The sequence below is a fragment of the Pseudomonas sp. V88_4 genome (genome assembly GCF_029967985.1).
Taxonomy (GTDB): domain Bacteria; phylum Pseudomonadota; class Gammaproteobacteria; order Pseudomonadales; family Pseudomonadaceae; genus Aquipseudomonas; species Aquipseudomonas glycinae.
On the sequence record NZ_JASCAF010000034.1, the window covers coordinates 58881 to 80578 of the forward strand.

Annotated in this window: 23 protein-coding genes; 16 read left to right on the plus strand and 7 right to left on the minus strand. The window is 60.5% G+C overall.

Annotated elements, in window-relative coordinates:
- Together QLG12_RS11705 and QLG12_RS11710 are read right to left on the minus strand one after the other, a co-directional pair.
- A complete protein-coding gene (locus QLG12_RS11705) occupies nt 1–312 on the minus strand; it encodes an AzlD domain-containing protein (RefSeq protein ID WP_199913032.1) in 312 nt (103 codons plus the stop codon).
- Nucleotides 312–1010 carry an AzlC family ABC transporter permease gene (locus tag QLG12_RS11710; RefSeq protein ID WP_011334675.1) on the minus strand — a complete coding sequence of 233 codons (699 nt, stop codon included), beginning with the start codon at nt 1008–1010 and terminating at the stop codon, nt 312–314. Before QLG12_RS11710 ends, QLG12_RS11705 begins: the two co-directional genes overlap by 1 nt.
- 155 nt (nt 1011–1165) lie before the next feature.
- On the opposite strand from QLG12_RS11710, the gene QLG12_RS11715 reads away from it, so the two are divergent.
- Nucleotides 1166–1552, plus strand: coding sequence for a DUF2784 domain-containing protein (locus QLG12_RS11715; protein WP_282474552.1), 387 nt, complete (start codon nt 1166–1168; stop codon nt 1550–1552).
- Here QLG12_RS11715 and QLG12_RS11720 read toward each other — a convergent pair.
- Nucleotides 1549–2070, minus strand: coding sequence for a DUF3087 domain-containing protein (locus QLG12_RS11720; RefSeq protein WP_282474553.1), 522 nt, complete (start codon nt 2068–2070; stop codon nt 1549–1551). The two genes, QLG12_RS11715 and QLG12_RS11720, sit on opposite strands and share 4 nt — an antisense overlap.
- Nucleotides 2071–2280: 210 nt before the next feature.
- Here QLG12_RS11720 and ppnN point away from each other — a divergent pair, with 210 nt between their 5' ends.
- The 3 genes from ppnN (at nt 2281) to QLG12_RS11735 (ending at nt 5079) form a co-directional block, all read left to right on the plus strand.
- Nucleotides 2281–3654, plus strand: a complete 1374-nt coding sequence (ppnN, locus tag QLG12_RS11725) for a nucleotide 5'-monophosphate nucleosidase PpnN (RefSeq protein ID WP_282474554.1) — start codon at nt 2281–2283, stop codon at nt 3652–3654.
- 157 nt (nt 3655–3811) lie between these two features.
- A complete protein-coding gene (locus QLG12_RS11730) occupies nt 3812–4549 on the plus strand; it encodes a response regulator (protein WP_282474555.1) in 738 nt (245 codons plus the stop codon).
- A 152-nt stretch (nt 4550–4701) separates the two neighbouring features.
- Nucleotides 4702–5079: a hypothetical protein gene (locus QLG12_RS11735; protein WP_011334679.1), complete on the plus strand. Its 378-nt coding sequence runs from the start codon at nt 4702–4704 to the stop codon at nt 5077–5079.
- Nucleotides 5080–5117: 38 nt separating this feature from the next.
- On the opposite strand, the gene idi is transcribed toward QLG12_RS11735, so the two are convergent.
- Nucleotides 5118–6656 carry an isopentenyl-diphosphate Delta-isomerase gene (idi, locus tag QLG12_RS11740; protein WP_282474556.1) on the minus strand — a complete coding sequence of 513 codons (1539 nt, stop codon included), beginning with the start codon at nt 6654–6656 and terminating at the stop codon, nt 5118–5120.
- Between the two features lie 296 nt (nt 6657–6952).
- Between idi and QLG12_RS11745 the strand changes: the two genes are divergently transcribed.
- The 3 genes from QLG12_RS11745 (at nt 6953) to QLG12_RS11755 (ending at nt 9103) form a co-directional block, all read left to right on the plus strand.
- On the plus strand, nt 6953–7888 hold the full coding sequence (locus QLG12_RS11745; RefSeq protein ID WP_282474557.1) for a polyprenyl synthetase family protein: 936 nt from the start codon (nt 6953–6955) through the stop codon (nt 7886–7888).
- 120 nt (nt 7889–8008) lie between these two features.
- Entirely contained in the window at nt 8009–8743 is a 735-nt protein-coding gene (locus QLG12_RS11750) for a transporter substrate-binding domain-containing protein (RefSeq protein ID WP_282474558.1), read from the plus strand.
- Nucleotides 8744–8851: 108 nt separating this feature from the next.
- Nucleotides 8852–9103, plus strand: a complete 252-nt coding sequence (locus tag QLG12_RS11755; RefSeq protein WP_197867706.1) for a hypothetical protein — start codon at nt 8852–8854, stop codon at nt 9101–9103.
- Nucleotides 9104–9166: 63 nt separating this feature from the next.
- Here QLG12_RS11755 and QLG12_RS11760 read toward each other — a convergent pair whose 3' ends face one another.
- On the minus strand, nt 9167–10582 hold the full coding sequence (locus tag QLG12_RS11760; protein ID WP_282474559.1) for an FAD/NAD(P)-binding protein: 1416 nt from the start codon (nt 10580–10582) through the stop codon (nt 9167–9169).
- A 125-nt stretch (nt 10583–10707) separates the two neighbouring features.
- A complete protein-coding gene (locus tag QLG12_RS11765) occupies nt 10708–11271 on the minus strand; it encodes an XRE family transcriptional regulator (protein ID WP_197867704.1) in 564 nt (187 codons plus the stop codon).
- A gap of 85 nt (nt 11272–11356) precedes the next feature.
- Between QLG12_RS11765 and QLG12_RS11770 the strand changes: the two genes are divergently transcribed.
- The 7 genes from QLG12_RS11770 to QLG12_RS11800 all read left to right on the plus strand — a co-directional run bounded on the left by QLG12_RS11770 (nt 11357) and on the right by QLG12_RS11800 (nt 18441).
- On the plus strand, nt 11357–12295 hold the full coding sequence (locus QLG12_RS11770; protein ID WP_282474560.1) for a DMT family transporter: 939 nt from the start codon (nt 11357–11359) through the stop codon (nt 12293–12295).
- A 106-nt stretch (nt 12296–12401) separates the two neighbouring features.
- The gene (locus tag QLG12_RS11775; RefSeq protein WP_282474561.1) at nt 12402–15302 is read left to right on the plus strand and encodes a monovalent cation/H+ antiporter subunit A; all 2901 of its coding nucleotides are present in this window, start codon (nt 12402–12404) and stop codon (nt 15300–15302) included.
- Nucleotides 15302–15646, plus strand: coding sequence for a Na+/H+ antiporter subunit C (locus tag QLG12_RS11780; RefSeq protein WP_003192163.1), 345 nt, complete (start codon nt 15302–15304; stop codon nt 15644–15646). Before QLG12_RS11775 ends, QLG12_RS11780 begins: the two co-directional genes overlap by 1 nt.
- A complete protein-coding gene (locus QLG12_RS11785; RefSeq protein ID WP_064379429.1) occupies nt 15643–17322 on the plus strand; it encodes a monovalent cation/H+ antiporter subunit D in 1680 nt (559 codons plus the stop codon). The genes QLG12_RS11780 and QLG12_RS11785 overlap by 4 nt, the downstream gene beginning before the upstream one ends.
- A complete protein-coding gene (locus QLG12_RS11790; protein ID WP_007950533.1) occupies nt 17319–17807 on the plus strand; it encodes a Na+/H+ antiporter subunit E in 489 nt (162 codons plus the stop codon). The genes QLG12_RS11785 and QLG12_RS11790 overlap by 4 nt, the downstream gene beginning before the upstream one ends.
- The gene (locus QLG12_RS11795) at nt 17804–18082 is read left to right on the plus strand and encodes a K+/H+ antiporter subunit F (protein ID WP_011334688.1); all 279 of its coding nucleotides are present in this window, start codon (nt 17804–17806) and stop codon (nt 18080–18082) included. Before QLG12_RS11790 ends, QLG12_RS11795 begins: the two co-directional genes overlap by 4 nt.
- Nucleotides 18079–18441: a Na+/H+ antiporter subunit G gene (locus QLG12_RS11800; RefSeq protein WP_011334689.1), complete on the plus strand. Its 363-nt coding sequence runs from the start codon at nt 18079–18081 to the stop codon at nt 18439–18441. Before QLG12_RS11795 ends, QLG12_RS11800 begins: the two co-directional genes overlap by 4 nt.
- On the opposite strand, the gene QLG12_RS11805 is transcribed toward QLG12_RS11800, so the two are convergent.
- On the minus strand, nt 18438–18878 hold the full coding sequence (locus QLG12_RS11805) for a DUF3995 domain-containing protein (protein WP_197867701.1): 441 nt from the start codon (nt 18876–18878) through the stop codon (nt 18438–18440). The genes QLG12_RS11800 and QLG12_RS11805 overlap by 4 nt on opposite strands.
- A gap of 94 nt (nt 18879–18972) precedes the next feature.
- Here QLG12_RS11805 and QLG12_RS11810 point away from each other — a divergent pair, with 94 nt between their 5' ends.
- Entirely contained in the window at nt 18973–19359 is a 387-nt protein-coding gene (locus QLG12_RS11810; protein ID WP_197867700.1) for a DUF2946 domain-containing protein, read from the plus strand.
- Nucleotides 19360–19453: 94 nt separating this feature from the next.
- Nucleotides 19454–21586, plus strand: a complete 2133-nt coding sequence (locus QLG12_RS11815; RefSeq protein ID WP_282474562.1) for a TonB-dependent receptor — start codon at nt 19454–19456, stop codon at nt 21584–21586.
- Nucleotides 21587–21698: the final 112 nt, after the last annotated feature.

Genomic DNA, 21698 nt, shown 5'->3' on the forward strand with positions numbered 1-21698 from the left:
TTAAAGCCACCAGCGCAATAAAAAGAAAAACGTCATGCTCAACAGCATGCTGAGCAACGTGTTGCGCGTGTAAATCACCAGTGCGATTGCCACTAACGAACTCAGCAGATAAGGGTTATCCCACTGCAAATTCAGTTGCTTGTCCGGCATGAACACAATCGGCCCGCAAATCGCGGTCAACATGCCCGGCACGGCAAAACCGAGAAACTGCCGCGCGTTGCTGCTCAGTCGCACCGGCAAACGCGGTTCGAGAAACACATAACGGTTGAGGAACACCAGAATCCCCATGCCGATAATCACTGCCCAGACCATCATGTGCGCTCCCGATACAGCTTGTTGCAGATAAACCCGGCAGTCATGCCGGCCAGGCCCGACAGCACCAGCGCCGAACCCCATTGCCAGTAACTGAACAGCACAGAGCAGAACAGCGACACCGCCACGCAGACCACCGTCGGCACATTGCGCACCACCGGGGTGATCAGAGCAATGAAGGTGGCGGCAATCGAGAAGTCCAGCCCCAGGTGTTCCAGTCCCGGAATACTGCTGCCGAGCACGATGCCGGCCAGGGTGAAGAGATTCCAGGCGATGTAGAACGTCAGGCCGACGCCCAGCGCATACCAGCGGTTGAACTGCTGGCGGTCGTGTTGACTGGTCAGGGCGAACAGTTCATCGGTGAGCAAAAAACCCAGGCCGATGCGCCAACGTCCCGGCAAAGGCGAAATCACATGACGCATGCTCATGCCGTAAAGCAAATGCTGCGAAGTCAGCAGCAGCGTGGTCAGCAGAATAGAGAAAATCCCCGCGCCGCCCTTGAGCATGCCGATCGCCACCAGTTGCGCAGCACCGGCGAACACGATGCTCGACAGGCCCTGCCCTTGCAGCGGCGTGAGGTTGGCTTCGATCGCCATGGATCCGGCCAGCAGCCCCCAGGGTGCGGTGGCCAGGGATAACGGCATGATCGCCGCGGCTCCGCGAAGAAAGGCACTGCGCGGCATTGATGAGTCAGACATAACACGCTTCAACCGTGAGACAAGTCCCCGGACTCTGCCAGCAAACGCCCGTTGGTGGCTTGAACAATCTTGCGCAGTTGGCGCAAATCCTTCCTTCGGTCAGTCGTTTACCGGCGTAACATGGCGACCATTCACCCACGCGTCAGGGAGACGACATGCTGTATCGAATAGCCGCCGACGGGCTGGTGCTGTTTCATTTGCTGTTCATTCTGTTCGTGCTGTTCGGCGGGCTGCTGGTGCTCAAGTGGCCACGGCTGATGTGGCTGCATTTGCCGGCAGCGGCCTGGGGTGTGGCGGTCGAGGTGTTGCACCTGACCTGTCCGCTGACCTATTGGGAAAATCTGATGCGTCACGCTGCCGGGCAGACCGAATACGCCGGCGGGTTCATCGAACATTACGTCTGGCCGATCATCTACCCGACCGGGTTGACGCCGCAGATTCAGCTGGTGCTGGGCAGCGTGGTGCTGGTGGTCAACCTGCTGGTCTACGGGCGTCTGATCCGCCGTTGGAAACGGCGGCGCGCCGCGTGCATTCCGTTTTAGCGCGCTTTCAAGGTTTCCAGCCAGGCCGGATCGAGGCGCTTCTGATCGGTGTCCAGACCGAGCGCCTCCATCCGCGACCTGTGCGCTTCGACTTCGCGATGCAATTGCGCGTGATCGCTGGAGTTGCCGTCCAGTTCATGCATCTGGGTCAGGCCCAGGTGATAGAAACGCAGCACCTTCATCGCCACCGGGTCGCCCTTGTCCACCGCCGCCGTCACCTGATGCATAACGTTGGTGACGCTCATCAGGCTGCGCTTGAGCCGCCAGCCGTACACCGCCGGGGCCATCCAGGTCTGGTTCCAGAATCGCCCGCGCAGCAACACCGCCGTCAGCAGAAATGCGCCAAACACCCCGCCAACATTGAACCGCAGATTATCCCCGCCCGGCTCGCCGAACAGCGCCACCGCCACAGTCGAAAACGCCATCGCCAGCACCAGAAACAGCACTGCGATGATCAGCGTGCTGCGCCGGGTCTGCTGGCGATAAGTGATGGCATCGATTGGTTGAATCTCGAACATCGCGACAGGCTTCCATGGCTTGAGTTAAAAAGAGGCTGCGCATTATCGCCTCTGGGGCGGATTTAGCTATGCTGGAGCGCCTTTTCATCTTTTCTACGTCCAACGGGGACATGGCGATACCACGCAGATCGTGCCATCTTCATTCATGGATACACACTATTCGGATGCCATTGGCCATGCCGGCAATGACATCGTTTTAAGGATCACTGCATGACCCAACGACACGTAATCAATGCCTCGGTCAGCCCGAAAGGCAGTCTCGAAACCCTTTCCCAACGTGAAGTTCAGCAACTGAGCCAGGCCGGAACCGGCAGCACCTACACCCTCTTTCGCCAGTGCGCCCTGGCCATCCTCAATACCGGCGCCCATGTCGACAACGCAAAAACCATTCTGGAAGCCTACAAAGACTTCGAAATCCGCATCCACCAGCAGGATCGCGGTGTGCGCCTGGAACTGCTGAACGCCCCGGCTGACGCCTTCGTCGACGGCGAAATGATCGCCAGCACCCGGGAAATGCTGTTCAGCGCCCTGCGCGACATCGTCTACACCGAAAACGAACTCGATGCCCTGAGCATCGACCTCAGCACCTCCCAGGGCATCAGCGACTACGTCTTCCACCTGCTGCGAAACGCGCGCACCCTGCGTCCGGGCGTCGAGCCGAAAATTGTGGTGTGCTGGGGCGGCCACTCGATCAACACCGAAGAATACAAATACACCAAGAAAGTCGGCCACGAACTGGGCCTGCGCAGCCTCGACATCTGCACCGGCTGCGGCCCTGGCGTGATGAAAGGCCCGATGAAAGGCGCGACCATCGCCCACGCCAAGCAGCGGATTCACGGCGGCCGTTACCTTGGTCTGACCGAACCGGGCATCATCGCCGCCGAAGCGCCGAACCCGATCGTCAACGAGCTGGTGATCCTGCCGGACATCGAAAAGCGCCTGGAGGCCTTCGTCCGTGTAGGCCACGGCATCATCATCTTCCCGGGTGGCGCCGGCACTGCCGAAGAGTTCCTGTATCTGCTGGGCATTCTGATGCACCCGGACAACGCCGGCCTGCCGTTCCCGGTGATCCTGACCGGGCCGAAACATGCCGCGCCGTACCTGGAACAACTGGACGCCTTCGTCACCGCCACCCTCGGCGAGGCGGCGAAGAAGCACTACGAAATCATCATCGACGACCCGGCCGAAGTGGCGCGGCAGATGACCGCGGGCCTCAAGTCCGTGAAGCAATTCCGCCGCGAACGCGCCGACGCGTTCCACTTCAACTGGCTGCTGAAGATCGACGAAGGCTTCCAGCGCCCGTTCGATCCGACCCACGAAAACATGGCCAACCTCAAACTGCACCGCGACCAGCCACCCCATGAACTGGCGGCCAACCTGCGCCGCGCGTTTTCCGGGATCGTGGCCGGCAACGTCAAGGACAAGGGCATCCGCCTGATCGAGGAACACGGGCCGTACCAGATCCGTGGTGACGCCGCGATCATGCAGCCCCTCGATCTGCTGCTCAAAGCCTTCGTCGCCCAGCACCGGATGAAACTGCCGGGCGGCGCGGCGTATGTGCCGTGCTATCGCGTGGTGTCCTGACCCTCAATGCATAAGCCCTGAAAACCCGTTCTTCAGGGCACCCCATAACACTGTGGGAGCGGGCTTGCCCCGCGAAGGGGCCATCGCATTCAGCATCATTGTTGACTGACAGACCGATTTCGCGAGCAAGCTCGCTCCCACAAAAAGAGTGTGAACCATGGATCACATCAACCACATCCTGATCGTCGACGATGACCGCGAGATCCGCGAACTGGTCGGCAATTACCTGACAAAAAACGGCCTGCGCAGCACCGTGGTTGCCGATGGCCGGCAGATGCGCAGCTTTCTGGAAGCCAACACGGTCGACCTGATCGTGCTCGACATCATGCTCCCCGGCGATGACGGGCTGATGCTGTGCCGCGAATTGCGCGCCGGCAAACACAAGGCGATCCCGATCCTGATGCTCACCGCCCGCGACGACCAGACCGACCGGATCCTCGGCCTGGAAATGGGTGCTGACGATTACCTGACCAAACCCTTCGCCGCCCGCGAACTGCTGGCGCGGATCAACGCCGTGCTGCGCCGTACACGAATGCTGCCGCCCAATCTGCTGATCACCGAAACCGGGCGCCTGCTCGCGTTCGGCCGCTGGCGCCTGGACACCACCGCCCGCCACCTGCTCGATGAAGACGACACCATGGTTGCCCTCAGCGGCGCCGAATATCGCTTGCTCCGGGTGTTTCTCGATCATCCGCAACGGGTGCTCAGCCGCGATCAGTTGCTGAATTTGACCCAGGGTCGCGATGCCGACCTGTTCGACCGCTCGATTGATTTGCTGGTCAGTCGCCTGCGTCAGCGTCTGCTGGACGACTCCCGCGAGCCGACTTACATCAAGACCGTGCGCAACGAGGGTTATGTGTTCTCCTTTGCCGTGGAGATGCTCGCCGAATCCTGATGGATTTGTATCGTTCTGTATAAATTCGCCGCGCAGATACGTAACCCGTGTTTTCGCGCCGCATCACCACATATCAGTGATACACCCTCGCGTTTGAATGAACCCACCAGAAAGCACTGGCTCACTCATCATCAAACGCAAGGAGAAACACCATGTTCAAGTCCTCGAAATCCCTGGTACTCGCACTCAGCCTGCTCGGTGGCCTGGCAATGGCCGATCTGGCATCCGCCAGCTCCCAGCCGCTGGTTGCCGAATACGGTTCGGAGAATCTGCAGAAGGATCGCGTTGCCGAAGGTGGCGCTGATCGCTTGCAGGAACTGCGTGAACGCGTGGCTGAAGGCGGCGCCGACCGTTTGCAGGAACTGCGCGAACGCGTGGCTGAAGGCGGTGCGGACCGTTTGCAGGAGCTGCGTGAGCGCGTCGCCGAGGGTGGTGCAGATCGCCTGCAGGAACTGCGCGAGCGTTCGGCCCGCAGCGTGCTGGTCGCCGAGAACCGTCCCGAGTTCGGTTCCAAGTATCAGCGCTACTGATCGGCTGTACCCGTCGTACTCGATTCCTGCCGGGGGTGTCACACCCCCGCAGCGATCACGACTTCCCGGTAACGAGGCACTGTCAGATGCCATGCAATATTGCCGTGCCATTGCACCTCGAGCGTCCGGGCACTGCGCAAGACTTGTTCGCGTAAAACATCGTCGCACTCAAGTCGATCCAGCTCGCGCGGCAAGCGCCGTTGCAGCTTGAAAAACTCACCGGCCCACACATCGATTCGACGGCGAACCTCGCTGGCAGCTTCACGCGGGGAACATTGTCGATGATGAATGAGATGAGTCAGCAGGTTGTACACGTCCTCCATGGGGTTTTTCATGATGGAGAAAGACAACAAGTCATTAACAGCCTTCAGCAGGTTCAAGCTCAGCCTGCGTAGCGCCTGCCAGATGTCGCTGTAATAAACACGAGATGGCAGGTGTACACGATCGGCGAAGTAATTGAATTCCACACACACCTGAAACCCGCCGGCATTGCGCCAGACACTTTCAAAATCCTGTTCGGCCGGCTGCGAACCTTCAAGCCGATGCATCGCTGCGCGCAAACAGGGATAGAGATAACTTTCATATTGCTCAAGCGTTCGTTGTCGCCACTGCGCGGGCATCTGCGCCCCCGCCTGCTGAATGATGTCCGCCAGACCGCCCGCCAGACCGATGCAAAACGGTTGCCCATCGCGGCTTGCCATCTCATGCACGTCACGGATGCTCTGCTCCAGTAACTCAGGTGCCTGACTCAAATCCTCATCGGCCAGATCGTCTTGACAACTGAACCACCCGGTGAGGTGAGCAAACAACAGAAGGTCCTCACAGCCTGCATCGGGCCACATATAACCGGCGTAGAGCCCTGGCTGGTATATATCAAGTTGATGACGCGCATGCGGCCCATCCTCCAGCCCCAGTCGAATCAGCCATTGGCGAGTATGCAGTTCCGCTGCCTGAGCATGGGGGCTTAGCGCAAATGAAAGCCGTTGCAGCCGAGGTGGAAGAGCGAAGTCTTTTCGATGCTGTTTGATTAATGCGTCACGGTCACGAAGCTGCTTGTGCCACCCGCGTACGGTCGAGATGTCGTGCTGCCTGAAAACTAACTGCAGCCAGACGGTGAACTGTGCCGCATCTCGCCTGATTTCGCCAAAAACCGCATGCAGACTTGACCATCTCCAATCCATCGCTTCATCGGAATTCACCTTGGGATCCACTCGACTGAGCCCGACAAAGACGTGGTCATACTCGTTCTCGATCAAACCATTCGAAACCGGTGTCCGATAAACGAAGGCCTCGACCTCGATCAGCGCTGGGCAGTCCAGTCCCATTTCTTCGAACAATCGTCGTCTGGCTGCCGCAAGAATCGGTTCGCCGGCTCGAGGATGACCACAACACGTATTAGTCCATAATCCTTGAGAGTGATATTTGCCCAGCGCCCATTTTTGCAGGAGCAGTCGGCCTTTCAAATCGAAAATGAAGATGGAGAAGGCGCGATGCAAAAGTCCGTCGCGGTGAACCTGCATTTTTTCGGCAGTTCCGGTTTCCCGATCGTATTCATCTACAAGAATCAGCTCTTCCATTCTCGTCACCGTCGCCCTTCAAGACTGGACGATACGTCGGACCAGGCTTCACTTTGCATGTGGGGTTAAAACTTCATTCTAAAACTAGACAAATTTGAGCAAGTGACAAGTTCGGCACTCAACCTCTCTTCAGACAACATCTGGATATAGCTGAAAATTCTACAGTCGATAACCAATCGGTTTTTACTTGAGCATGAATCGCCACAAAAAATACGCTACGTTTCAACTGTCACTCCCGTATAACCCGCCCTTGCCAGAAGTACGCTGTTGGCAACCCGCCCAGAGAATCTTCTGCAATGTTGCAATCAACCAGCTCAACCTACGCGCAAGCCAGAGAACTCTGGACGTTGGCCTTTAACTATCAAGAACAGCACGCCGGCATGAAAGTCAGGACAGCACTGACGCTCGCGCTTGCGGACATTTACCAATTAGCGCCGATGCATGCGCAAACGCTTTGCCAGATTGTCGAGCTCTTCAACACGGCGTCTCTGGTACACGATGACATCATTGACGAAGACGCTACACGTCGCGGTGCCCCGTCCGTCTGGGTGAAATTCGGTATCGCCAGCGCACTGGTATCCGGTATGTATGGCTACATTGAAGGCCTGCAAAAGTTGAACGCTTTGGGGGATCCGAATCTTATTCACGCAGCCCTGGGAAGCCTCGAGGCGTTGCACATCGGTCAGCACCTCGACACGCAGTTGAGTGCAGGCGACAGCCTACCGACGCTGGATCAATATCGTTTTATTGCACAAGCCAATACCGGATGCTTTTTCATGTTTATCCTGGACTCATGCCAAAGCCTCAATCCGATGCCGGTAGCAGTTTATTTGGCATTGCAGGACTTGATGCTGGAACTTGCCGTCTATTACCGCTACATCAATGACTACTGCGATATAAATCACACGCCCCACTTCAAGAAAAAAGGCTTTGCCCCTGATTTGGAGGGAGGTCCGAAAACGTTTCTCATGATCCTGGCCAACAGTCCATTAATCAAAAGTAAAAGAACGGACTTGCAGAAGCGCAGAATCATTTCTGACTGGGGTGATGCCGGAGTTTTCACCCGAGCGATGAACATCATGGAAGACAGTTTCAATACCATTGAGATTCATTTTGAGCAAGCCCGGTGCCTAGCTGGGGAACGAAACTTCAGTTCTCTACACACGTTCCTGCGGAACGTGCACTTTGAGCAAGAACCACAGGATAACTACTATCAGTCATTAATCAGGTAGCCTGGGCCCCTCGCTACTACCGATAAGCCTTGTTCTCTGACACAAAAGCCCCGCTGTTTCCCCACGACAGCCGTCATGGCTCGTACTAAGCTGCGCGATTGATTTGTTCAGGGACGATCCATGAAACGATTTGCCGCCTGTCTGCTGTCCATGCTGGCCCTGACGGCCACTGCGGCGGACCTGCAACTGCTCACCGACAATCACCCGCCCCTGCATTTCATGCAAGGCAATCAGCTCGCAGGATTCGGTGTGGACGTGGTGCACGCCCTGGCGACCCAGACCGGCGACCGTATCCAGCTGCAACAAGTCCCGCTGCTGCGCGCCCTGCGCATCGCCAGCGATACCCCCGACACCGGCGTATTCACCGTGCTGCGTACCGACGAACGCGATGATCGCTATCAATGGGTCGGGCCGCTGATCGAAGTCGAAACCGCGCTGTACGCGCGCGACAATCTCCAGCCCCCCGTGCACAGCCTGCGTGAAGCCGATCATCTGGGCCGGATCACCGTGCCGCGCAAATGGCTGGTCTACAGCTACCTGCAAGGGCAAGACCTGAACAATCTCTACGGCGTGGAAACCCCAGAGCAGATGATGCGACTGTTCAGCCTGGGGCGTACCGATTTCGTGGTCTCCGATACCTGGTCCAAAGCCGCCCTCGCCCGCGAACAAGGCATGGAGCCAGGACGCTTGCAGTACCAGATCCCGTTGATGAAACAGAACACCTACATTGCCTTTTCGCCGCAAACCGATCCGAAACAGGTCGCACGCTGGCAGCAGGCGCTGGATACATTGCGGGCCGATGGCCGTCTGGAGCAGCTGCGCCAGCGCTGGCTGAGCAATACCCTACCGCGCTGATCGCGCATCAACACCTTCGATAACAACTATGCGCAAGGGTGTTTTCACATCAAAACCCTCCAGCACTACAGTGGGCCCCATCTTCTCCCCACTCTCTGGAGCAACATCATGAAAGACCTCATTGCACTCGGCTTCATCGTTTCCCTGATCGGCGCCACCTCCGCGATCGCTGCCCCACACGCCAGCACGCCAGTTGTCGCGGCTGCAACCATCGGCCAGTCCGGCACCCTGAACGTCGACACCGTCAGCGTCGATGCCGAACACCAAGGCAGTCTCAAACTGCAACAGAACGCCGAACAGACCAAACTGTACGTCGCGGAAAACCGCCCGGAATTCGGTTCCAAATATCAGCGCTACTGAGTGATAGGTTTGAGCTGCCAGAAACAAGAAACCCCGCCGAAGCGGGGTTTCTTGCATTTTGCGTCAGCACACCAGTCGCGCGGCCAGTGCCTTGGCCTGCGACGCCACATCCGTGACGGCGGTGCTCTCCCACCACATGCCACGCAACGGCGGGCCCATGGCGAACAGGCGGGGCGAAACCCGGCCCTCGGCATCCAGCACAGCGCCGTCCACCGCAGCTGCGATGCCCAGCGCCAGCGGCCCCGGACGAACCAGACCGCGCGCCAGCAACTGCTGCGGCAAAGGTCGCGCGACACGGCGCCAGTCGTATTCGATGCCGCTGGAATTGATCAAAGCCGCGCCCTGCACCACGCGGGTTTCAGCCTCGCCGCGAGGGCGAATGCGGATACTCACGCCGTCGCCCGGCGCCCGCTCAAGCCCCTTGTAAGACGCCGCGTGAATGCGCAATCGTCCTTCCCGGTGCAGACGCTCGACCAGTTCCGCGCTCAGTGGCGGCGAACGATGGTGATGACTTTCCCACCACGGCCGCACATGCCGCACGAACTGCCGGCGCTGCACATCGCTGGCCTGGCTCCACAACCGACCGATGTGCGCACGCACGGTATCCAGCGGCGCCTGCCAGTCGATGCCTTGGGCGATGGCGTCGCGACAATGCCGGCGCAATTCGCGCAATAACTGGCGTGGCGTGCGGATGCCGTGATCCTCGGCGAGGAAGTCAACCCACGCGGGCGGTTGACGACGCACATGGGGCAACAGCCCGTGCCGGGAAAACACCTCGATCGGCCCGCGATGCCCGGCCTGCTCCAGCGACACCACGGCATCGACCATGGTCAGGCCGGAACCGATAATCAGCACCGTCGAGTGCGGATCGAGCTGGCGCATGGCCGCGACATCCCACGGATCCAGCGCCGCCCCGTTGAGGCCACTGGATTGCTTTTGCGGTGTGCGCGCCGCCGGGAACATCCCGGTCGCCAGCACTGCGAAAGCGCCTTGAAGTTGCTGGCCGTCACTCAAGGTGAGCTGCACGGAATCGCCGCAGTCCTGCAAATCGACCACTTCGGCCCGTACATGCTCGACCGTCGAGCCGTGTTGCGCGCCCACCTGCTGCGCTTCAGTCAGACGCTGCTGCACATACACGCCGAACAGCCCTCGTGGCGGAAACAGTTCGCTGACCGGCACATGTTGCTGATCCGACTCCGGCCAACCGCCATCGGCAATGTGATCAGTAAGCCATTGGGTCAGGTCATCGGCATTGTCCGGATCGACGCTCATCCGTGCCGCATTGCCATTGAGCGTGTGGCCAAGTTCCACCGCGCTATACGCTTCGCCCCGACCCAGTTCAGCCCGGGGCTCGATCACCAGAATCGTTCTGCGCCCCGGCAAACGCAGCAATTGCACCGCCAGCAGCGTGCCGCTGAGGCCGCCGCCGACAATCAGGATGTCGGCGTGACGGATGGCGGTCGTATCGGTTTGAGTCATGCCGTTCTCGCAACTGAGGATGTGCTCGGGCCAGTGTCATTCAGACGCCGCGAAGGCGTCTAGACGGATGCCATTTTTTTATCATGCCGATGCGACTTGCAGCGTGTTTCATTCCGTTGCGACTGTCAGATCACCACATTACGCACAAAACGCGCCGCTACTTCCCCATCATTGCGATAGGCGTGCGGCTGGTTGCTGGCGAACATGAAAAACTCGCCTGCTGAAATGTACTGGGGTTGATCGCCGAGCATCAACGTCAGGCAGCCCTCGAATACGAAAATCTGCTCGCTCCAGCCTTCGGCGTCCGGCTGCGAGGGATAGACCTCGCCCGGTTGCAGGCACCATTCCCACTGCTCCACTGCGCGAGTGGCATTGGCCTTGGACAGTAAAACGGCTTTGCTGCCGGGGATGCTGCCGACCCAGGCCAGTTCGTTGATACGGCCGGGATCACGATTGTCCGGGGCCTGGATCAGATCGCTGAAGGCCACTTCAAGGGCTTCGGCGACGCGGTCGAGGGTGGTCAGGCTGACATTTTTTTCACCGGCCTCGATGGCCACCAGCATCCGCCGACTGACACCGGACTTTTCCGCGAGGGCCGTCTGGCTCATGCCGGCGGCATGGCGCAGGCGCCGGACATTCTGGCTGACGTGTTGCAGGACCGAAGCCCGCTGAACGGAATCTCTGTGCACTATATTGCTCACTGACTGGGGTTGGGCAGTATACTGCGCAACATTTGGCGCATTGTGCGTCTCCTCCTTAAAAGTGCGCAAGGTCATGACGTCAGCCAATCCTTCTCAACCTCCCCTGCGGTTTTCCCGGTACAGCAAAGCCGAGTGCGTGCTGGTGCTGATCACCATGCTTTGGGGCGGCACCTTCCTGCTGGTGCAGCACGCCATGACCGTCAGCGGCCCGATGTTTTTCGTCGGCCTGCGCTTTGCCGCCGCCGCGATCATCGTGGCGCTGTTCTCCTGGAAACACCTACGTGAATTGACCCTGTTCGAACTCAGGGCCGGCGCCTTTATCGGCGTCGCGATCCTGCTCGGTTATGGCTTGCAGACCGTCGGCTTGCAGAGTATTCCCAGCAGTCAGTCGGCGTTCATCACGGCGTTGTACGTGCCGTTTGTGCCACTGCTGCAATGGCTGGTGCTCGGTCGGCGTCCGGGTTTGATGCCGAGCATCGGCATCATGCTGGCGTTTACCGGGCTGATGCTGCTTTCCGGGCCATCCGGCGCTTCGCTGAATTTCAGCCCCGGGGAAATTGCCACGCTGATCAGCGCCATTGCGATAGCGGCCGAAATCATCCTGATCAGTAACTATGCCGGGCAGGTCGATGTGCGCCGGGTAACCGTGGTGCAGCTGGCGACGACTTCGGTGCTGTCGTTCTTGATGGTGGTGCCGACCGGCGAGGCGATTCCGGATTTCTCGTGGTTGTTGCTGAGCACTGCTCTGGGGCTGGGCGCAATGAGTGCGGCGATTCAAGTGGCGATGAACTGGGCGCAGAAAAGCGTTTCGCCAACCCGCGCGACCTTGATCTATGCCGGTGAGCCAGTGTGGGCCGGGATCGTTGGACGCATTGCGGGAGAGCGCCTGCCAGCGATTGCATTGGTGGGTGCGGGACTGATCGTGACGGCAGTGATCGTGAGTGAATTGAAGACCAAAGGCAAAGAGACACAAACAGTCACGGAAGAATTGGAGCACGAGACCGAAGGCTAAACGGGGGTTTTACGGCTACTTTGTAGGATTCAGAGACATCCTCGCGTTTGGCGATCCGGGAGCTGGCACGTATGATGCTTCACAAACTTCCGCAGATTAGAAGCCTATGTCCCTGATAGTTCTACTGCTTCTGCCTTTTCTGGGCAGCTGTCTGGCAGCCGTGCTGCCGCACAACGCACGTAACGCCGAATCTCTGCTGGCAGGCTTGGTCGCACTGATCGGGACTGTCTCGGTCGCGATGCTGTATCCGCAGATCGCCCACGGCGGCGTGATCCGCGAGGAGTTCACGTGGCTTCCCAGTCTGGGCCTGAACTTCGTTCTGCGCATGGACGGCTTCGCCTGGCTGTTCTCGATGCTGGTGCTGGGCATCGGCACCCTCGTTTCCTTATATGCCCGTTATTACATGTCGCCGGACGATCCGGTGCCGCGTTTCTTCGCGTTTTTTCTGGCGTTCATGGGCGCCATGCTCGGGCTGGTGATCTCCGGCAACCTGATCCAGATCGTGTTCTTCTGGGAGCTGACCAGCCTTTTCTCGTTCCTGTTGATCGGCTATTGGCACCACCGCCACGACGCGCGCCGTGGGGCGTATATGGCGTTGATGGTCACCGGTGCCGGAGGTTTGTGCCTGCTGGCGGGGGTCATGATCCTCGGCCATGTGGTCGGCAGCTATGACCTGGACAAGGTCCTGGCCGCCGGCGACCTGATTCGTGCACATGCCCTCTACCCCATCCTGCTTCCCCTCATTCTTATCGGCGCCCTCAGCAAAAGCGCCCAGTTCCCCTTCCACTTCTGGCTGCCCCACGCCATGGCGGCGCCCACACCGGTTTCGGCGTACCTGCACTCGGCGACCATGGTCAAGGCCGGGGTTTTCCTGCTGGCCCGCCTGTGGCCGTCGCTGTCCGGCAGTGAAGAGTGGTTCTACATCGTCAGCGGCGCCGGCCCCGCCACGCTATTGCTCGGCGCGTACTGCGCGATGTTCCAGAACGACCTCAAAGGGCTGCTGGCCTACTCGACCATCAGCCACCTCGGTCTGATCACGCTGCTGCTGGGCCTGAACAGTCCGCTCGCTGCGGTGGCGGCGGTGTTCCACATTCTCAACCACGCGACCTTCAAGGCCTCGCTGTTCATGGCCGCCGGGATCATCGACCACGAAAGCGGTACCCGCGATATCCGCAAGCTCAATGGCCTGTTCAAACTCATTCCATTCACCGCCACCCTGGCAATGGTCGCGAGTGCGTCGATGGCCGGCGTGCCGCTGCTCAACGGTTTTCTGTCGAAAGAGATGTTCTTCGCCGAAACCGTGTTCATCAACGCCACCGCGTGGGTTGAAACCAGCCTGCCGATCGTCGCGACCATTGCCGGTATGTTCAGCGTTGCCTACTCGCTGAGATTCACCGTTGATGTGTTCTTCGGCCCGACCGCCACCGACCTGCCGCACACCCCGCATGAACCACCGCGCTGGATGCGTGCGCCGGTGGAACTGCTGGTGTTCACCTGCCTGCTGGTGGGGATTTTCCCGGCCCAGGTGGTCGGCCCGTTGCTGGCCGCTGCCGCGTTGCCGGTGGTGGGCGGCGTGCTGCCGGAATACAGCCTGGCGATCTGGCACGGCCTCAATGCACCAATGATCATGAGCCTGATCGCCATGTCCGGCGGCATCGTGCTGTATCTGCTGCTGCGCAACCAGCTCAAACGCGGCCGCTTCAAGTATCCGCCACTGGCGGGCCGCCTCAACGGCAAGCGAATGTTCGAACGCAGTCTGGTGGTGATGATGCGCCTGGCTCGACGCCTGGAGCGGCGAATCGGCACCAAGCGCCTTCAGGCGCAATTGTTCCTGATGGTGCTTGCGGCAGTGCTGGCCGGCCTGATCCCGATGCTGCACAGCAGCCTGAGCTGGGGCGACCGGCCGAAGATCCCAGGTTCCATCGTGTTCGTGACCCTGTGGCTGCTGGCAATCGCCTGCGCCCTCGGCGCAGCATGGCAGGCCAAGTATCACCGTCTCGCCGCCCTGACCATGGTCAGCGTCTGCGGGCTGATGACCTGCGTGACGTTCGTCTGGTTCTCGGCGCCGGATCTGGCCCTGACGCAGCTGGTGGTCGAAGTGGTGACCACGGTCCTGATCCTGCTCGGCCTGCGCTGGCTGCCACGGCGGATCGAAGAGGTTTCGCCGCTGCCAGGGAGCCTGCGCAAGGCGCGGGTACGCCGTCTGCGCGACCTGCTGCTGTCGATTGCCGTCGGCGGCGGCATGGCGCTGCTGTCCTACGCCATGCTGACCCGGCAGACGCCGAACGACATTTCCTCGTTCTACCTGAGTCGCGCCCTGCCTGAGGGTGGTGGCAGTAACGTGGTCAACGTGATGCTGGTGGATTTTCGTGGTTTCGACACCCTTGGCGAAATCACGGTGCTCGCCGCCGTGGCGCTGACCGTGTTCGCCCTGCTGCGGCGTTTCCGCCCACCGAAAGAAAGCCTGCAACTGCCGGCCCAGCAACGCTTGCTCGCCCCCGATGTGGTCACCGACCTGGTCAACCCGCGCTCGGCCAGCGACACCGCGCTCGGCTTCATGATGGTGCCGGCGGTGCTGGTGCGCCTGCTGCTGCCGATTGCGCTGGTGGTGTCGTTCTACCTGTTCATGCGCGGGCATAACCAGCCGGGCGGCGGTTTCGTCGCCGGTCTTGTGATGTCGGTGGCGTTCATCCTGCAATACATGGTCGCCGGCACCCAGTGGGTCGAGGCGCAAATGAGCCTGCGCCCACTGCGCTGGATGGGCACCGGCCTGCTGTTCGCCACCGTCACCGGGCTTGGGGCGATGGCGGTCGGGTATCCATTCCTCACCACCCACACCTGGCACTTCAGCCTGCCGCTGCTGGGTGACATCCATATCGCCAGCGCGCTGTTCTTCGATATCGGCGTCTACGCCGTGGTGGTCGGCTCGACCTTGCTGATCCTCACCGCCCTCGCCCACCAATCGGTCCGGGGCCACAAAACCGCTGCCGCCAAAGGAGCCGTCTGATGGAAGAAGTCATCGCAATCGCCATCGGCGTGCTCGCCGCGTCCGGGGTCTGGCTGATCCTGCGGCCACGAACGTTCCAGGTGGTGATGGGCCTGTGCCTGCTGTCCTACGGCGTCAATCTGTTCATCTTCAGCATGGGCAGCCTGTTCATCGGCAAGGAGCCGATCATCAAGGACGGCGTACCGCAGGACCTGCTCAACTACACCGACCCGCTGCCCCAGGCGCTGGTGCTGACGGCCATCGTCATCAGCTTCGCCATGACCGCATTGTTCCTGGTGGTGTTGCTCGCCTCCCGGGGCCTGACCGGTACCGACCACGTTGACGGAAGGGAGCCCAAGGAATGACGGCGATGACTCACCTGATCGCCGCACCGATCCTGCTGCCGCTGCTGACCGCCGCCATCATGCTGATGCTCGGCGAGAAGCACCGTCCGCTGAAGGCGAAAATCAACCTGTTCTCCAGCCTCCTCGGCCTCGGCATCTCGGTAATGCTGCTGCAATGGACCCAGACCACCGGCGTTCCCGGTTCGATTGGGGTTTATCTGCCGGGCAACTGGCAGGTGCCGTTCGGCATCGTGCTGGTGGTCGATCGCCTGTCGGCGCTGATGCTGGTGCTGACCGGTATCATCGGCGTCAGCGCCCTGCTCTTCGCCATGGCCCGCTGGGACGGCGCCGGGTCGAGCTTCCACGCGTTGTTCCAGATTCAGTTGATGGGGCTGTACGGCGCGTTCCTGACGGCTGACCTGTTCAACCTGTTCGTGTTCTTCGAGGTGCTGCTCGCCGCATCCTACGGCCTGTTGCTTCACGGCTCGGGCCGGGCGCGGGTGTCGTCGGGGCTACATTACATCTCGATCAACCTGCTGGCCTCGTCGCTGTTTTTGATCGGCGCGGCATTGATCTACGGCGTGACCGGCACGCTGAATATGGCGGATCTGGCGCTGAAGATCCCGCTGGTGCCGGAAGCCGACCGAGGCCTGCTGCACGCTGGCGCAGGGATTCTGGCCGTGGCGTTCCTGGCCAAGGCCGGCATGTGGCCGCTGAACTTCTGGCTGGTGCCGGCCTACTCGTCGGCCAGTGCGCCGGTAGCAGCGATGTTCGCGATCATGACCAAGGTCGGTGTCTACACCTTGCTGCGCCTATGGACGCTGCTGTTCTCGGGCCAGGCAGGCGCTTCGGCGTATTTCGGCGGCGACTGGCTGATCTACGGCGGCATGGCGACCATGGCCGGCGCGGGCGTGGCGATCATTGCCGCGCAACGCCTGGAACGCATGGCCAGCCTGAGCATTCTGGTGTCGGCGGGTATTCTGCTGTCGGCCGTGGGGTTCGCCCAGCCGAACCTGATCGGTGCGGCGCTGTTCTATCTGGTCAGCTCGACCCTGGCGTTGAGCGCACTGTTTCTGCTGGCCGAGTTGATCGAGCGTTCGCGCACCGCCATCGAAGTGCCGCTGGAAGACGAGAACGAACTGCTGCCGCGTCCGCAAGAGTGGCAACGACCGGTCAAGGGCATCAACCTCGACGACGATCAGAAAGCGCTGGTTGGTCAGGTGATTCCGTGGACCATGGCTTTCCTCGGTCTGAGCTTCATTGCCTGTGCGCTGCTGATCATCGGCATGCCGCCACTGTCCGGGTTCATCGGCAAGCTGAGCCTGATCGGCGCCCTGCTCAACCCGCTGGGACTCGGTGCCGGCGAACCGATCTCGAATGCTGCCTGGGCGTTACTGGCCCTGCTGATCCTTACCGGGCTCGGCTCGTTGATGGCGTTCTCGCGCCTGGGGATCCAGCGCTTCTGGTCGCCAGAGGAGCGCCCGTCGCCCGTGCTGCGCAAACTGGAATGCACGCCGATTTTCCTGCTGCTCGGTCTTAGCATCGCCCTGACCTTCAAGGCTGAACCGCTGCTGCGTTACACCCAGGCAGCGGCCGAGGCTCTGAACAACCCGCAGCAATACGTAATGGCGGTGCTCGGCACCCGTGCCGTACCGAGCCCGGAAGCCAAGGCTGCGCTGCTGGAGGTGCAACCATGAAGCGTCTGTTTCCTGCTCCTTGGCTGTCGCTTGCGCTGTGGTTGCTCTGGCTGGTGCTGAACCTGTCGGTCAGCCCGGGCAACCTGCTGCTGGGTGCCGTACTCGGTTTCTGCGCCCCGCTGATGATGCGCAAACTGCGCCCGCAGCGGATTCACATCCGCCGCCCGGGCACGATCCTGCGATTGTTTCTGCTGGTCGGGCGTGACGTGATCGTCTCGAACCTGCAGGTGGCCTGGGGCGTACTCAACGCCGGTCGTCGGCCGCTTCGTTCACGCTTCATCAAGGTGCCGCTGGACCTGCGCGACGCCAACGGTCTGGCGGCGTTGTCGATGATCTGTACGGTCGTGCCCGGCACGGTGTGGTCGGAGCTGGCGCTGGATCGCAGCATTCTGTTGCTGCACGTCTGGGATCTGGATGACGAGGCGCAGTTCATCCAGCACTTCAAGGTCACTTACGAGCGGCCGTTGATGGAGATTTTCGAATGAGCCCGCTGCTGTCGAACGCGATTCTGCTGACGCTGTTCCTGTTTTCCCTCGCCATGGTCCTTACGCTGGTGCGCCTGTTCAAAGGCCCGTCGGCGCAGGACCGGGTACTGGCGCTGGATTACCTGTACATCGTCGCCATGCTGATGATGCTGACCCTGGGGATTCGTTATGCCAGTGACACCTACTTCGAAGCGGCGCTGCTGATCGCGCTGTTCGGCTTCGTCGGCTCGTTTGCCCTGGCGAAGTTCCTCCTGCGTGGCGAGGTGATCGAATGAACGCTGAACTGTCTCTCTGGGTGGAAATTCCGGTGGCGATCCTTTTGGTGCTCAGCGGCGTGTTCGCACTGATCGGCGCCATCGGCCTGCTACGGATGAAAGATTATTTCCAGCGCATGCACCCGCCGGCGCTGGCCTCGACCCTGGGCGCATGGTGTGTGGCGCTGGCGTCCATCATCTGTTTTTCCGCGCTCAAGTCCGGGCCGGTGCTGCACGCATGGCTGATCCCGATTCTGCTGTCGATCACCGTACCGGTGACTACTCTGCTGCTGGCGCGAGCGGCGTTGTTCCGCAAGCGTATGGCCGGAGATGACGTGCCGGCCGAGGTCAGCAGCCGGCGCACTGAAACCGGCAGTTAAATCCAGGCAACAGCCAACAGCCCGGCTCCCAATATCAGACACAGCGGCGAGTAAACCCAAGTGTCGAGCCGGGCGAACCGCGACCCCTTCACTTCCTTGAAAAAGCCCACCAGCTCTGAATCACCAATCGCCCGTGCAAACATCAGCAGCGCAATCGCGCTGATCACCCATTGCAGCGCCCAGTGATCCACGGCGGGCAGCCACCATCCCACTCGCATGCACACCAGTGCGGCAATCAGTAGCAGGGCTGCCGCCACCACCAGCGTGATCCAGCCTGAAGGTTTGAACGCCGGCCGGAGCGTCAGCCCGCCGTTGTCCACCGGAACCTGCGGCACCACCGCCACGGCTGCCCATTGCCCACCCATCGCCCAATACACATGCATCAGGCTGATCACCGCAAATATCGTCACCAGCCATTGAGCCAACACAAAGGTCATGGTCGAGAATCCTTTAAAGGGATTTGAACAAAACATCCTAGTCGGCATTTTTCCATGTGCACGACCGGTCGGCGGTGCGGTAAAGTGCCGCCCCATGAAATTCACCCGTACCGATCGTTCACTGCTGGCCTGGATGCTCTATTGCTGCGTCCTGTTCAACGTGTTCGCCTGCAGCATCGGTCACGGACAAATGGTCGGCATGCAGCTCAACGGTATCGGTGGCCAGTTCTGCGCCGTCGATCCGAGCACCCAGGCGCCGCTGGCCTCAAATCCCGCCGAAGAAAAACTGCCGACCCTGGCAAAAGCCTTTGGCTGTCCGCTGTGCTCCACCGGCGGCATGGGCCCGGCGTTCAACTCCAGCCTGACCCTGGCGGTCCTGCCGGAACAACACAGCCCGCCACTGCCGGTCATCGTCAGCACTGACCTCCCTGCCCGCTTCATCTGGCCTTCGGCCAATCCCCGCGCCCCGCCGCTCGCCTGAATGCCCTTGCCTTTTTGATCTGTCAGCCCACTGCGCCAACGCGCGGCGTTCGCCTGTGCGCTGACTCCGAGAACAAGCATTCAGGATGCAATCAATGAAACAACTTACCTTGTTGGCGAGCCTCTGCGGCTGCCTGTCCGTCAACGTCTGGGCGCAATCCACCGTGGATCTGGCGCCAATTACCATTGACGGCGAATCCGGCGCCGAGCCTGGCCTGAGCCTCGACCAGTCCAGCGGCATGGCCTCGCGCCTCGGCCTCAGCGTGCGCGACACTCCGGCCTCGGTGGCGATTGCCAACCGCAATGACATCGAACGTCACGGTTCGCAAAACTTTCAGGACGCGGCCAACACCTTGCCGGGGGTGAACGCCAGTGCTCCGCCGGGCTTTGGCGGGTTCGTCTCCTATCGCGGTTTTACCAGCAGCCAGATCACCCAGATGTTTAACGGCGTAAACGTCTCCAGCGGACTGGCGCGTCCCGTGGATTCGTGGATTTATGACCGGGTGGAACTGGTGGGCGGCCCGTCGTCGCTGATCAACGGTGCCGGCTCGGTCGGTGGCTCGCTGAACTACGTGACCAAACTGGCCTCCCGCGACGAGCAAGCCATCGATGGCCGAGTCAGTTATGGCACCTACGACACCAGCGAAACCGCATTTGGCCTCAATCACGCGCTGACCGAACCCGGCGCCGACGTGCAGCATTACGCGCGCCTCGACGTCAGCCACAACACCAGCAACGGCTACATCGACCGTCAGGAACGCGATGCCTGGAGCGTGGCGTTCTCGCTGCTCAGCGATCTGACGCCGAACCTGTCGCACACCCTGGCCCTGGAATATCAGGACGAACACGAAGACAGCCCGTACTGGGGCACGCCGGTGCTCAACCCAAAGGCTGGCGAGTTGAAGATCGACAAACACAACCGCTTCAACAACTACAACGTCGAGGACGGCCGCTACGAGCAACGGACAATCTGGGTGCGCTCGATCATCGATTACCGGATCAACGACAGCACCACCCTGCGCAACACCCTCTATCACCTCGACAGCCAACGCGATTACCGCAACCTGGAAACCTATCAATACAACGCCGACAACAGCGCAGTAAACCGCTCCACTGCCTATCAGGTGCGCCATCAGGGCGAGCAGAACGGCAACCAGTTCGAACTGCGTCACGACAACACCCTGTTCGGCCTCAATACCACTTGGTCCGGCGGTTTCGAGTACAAGGTCAACCAGACCACCAACTCGCCGCTGAACGTCAAAGGCGCCAGCACGGCGGACCCGAACAACTACCGACCCGGGCATTTCTATGACATTCCTGGAACGATGCCCGGTTTTGTCAGTGACAAGACCAACGAAGTCACCACCAAAGCGCTGTTTGCCGAAAATCGCCTGGCACTGACTGACAAGCTTTCGCTGCTCACTGGTCTGCGCTATGACGACATCGACCTCGACGTGACCAACCATCGCACCGTGACTGCAAGCAACCCGCGTCATTTGAAGCGCAGCTGGGAGCCGGTCACCGGGCGCGTCGGCCTGACGTATCAGTTCATTCCGTCAGCCAATGTGTACGTGCAATACAGCACTGCCGCCGAGCAACCCAATGGCACCCAGGACTTTGATGTCTCGACCGGCAAGCAGTGGGAAATCGGCAGCAAGTTCGACTATCTGAACGGACGCGGTTCGGCGACGGTGGCCGCTTACACCATTGAGCGCAAGGACTTCGCCGTGACGGATCCACTGGACCCGACCAGCAGTATTCCGGTCGGCCAGCAGACTTCGAACGGCATCGAGATTGCCAGCTCGTTGCGGATCACCGACAAGTTGCTGGCCGAAGGCAACTTCGCCTGGGTCGATGCGCAATACGATGAGTTCAACGAGAAGAACGCCGCCGGCGTGGTGGTTTCGCGCAAGGGCAACACACCGACCAACGTGCCGGACCGGGTCGGCAATCTGTGGCTGACCTACGATTTCTCGCCAACATGGCAAGGCGGCGTCGATGCACGTTACGTGGCGTCGGTGTTCGCCGACAATGCCAACACCATGACCGTGCCGTCGTACACGCTGTTTGGCAGCTTCCTCAGCTACAAGGTGGATTCGCACACCACCGTGACCGGACGGGTGCGCAACCTGACGAATGAGGTGTACGCCGAGTTCGCCCATGTATCGCCGGCGTATTACCTCGGCACACCGCGCACCTTTGAGCTGGCTGTGCAAACCCGCTTCTAAAGCTTCGCGGGCAAGCCCGCTCCCACAGGAATCGATGTGTTTTCAAAGCTCAGAGCACACCGAAAAACCTGTGGGACCGGGCTTGCCCGCGATGAGGCCCATCGGTACGACC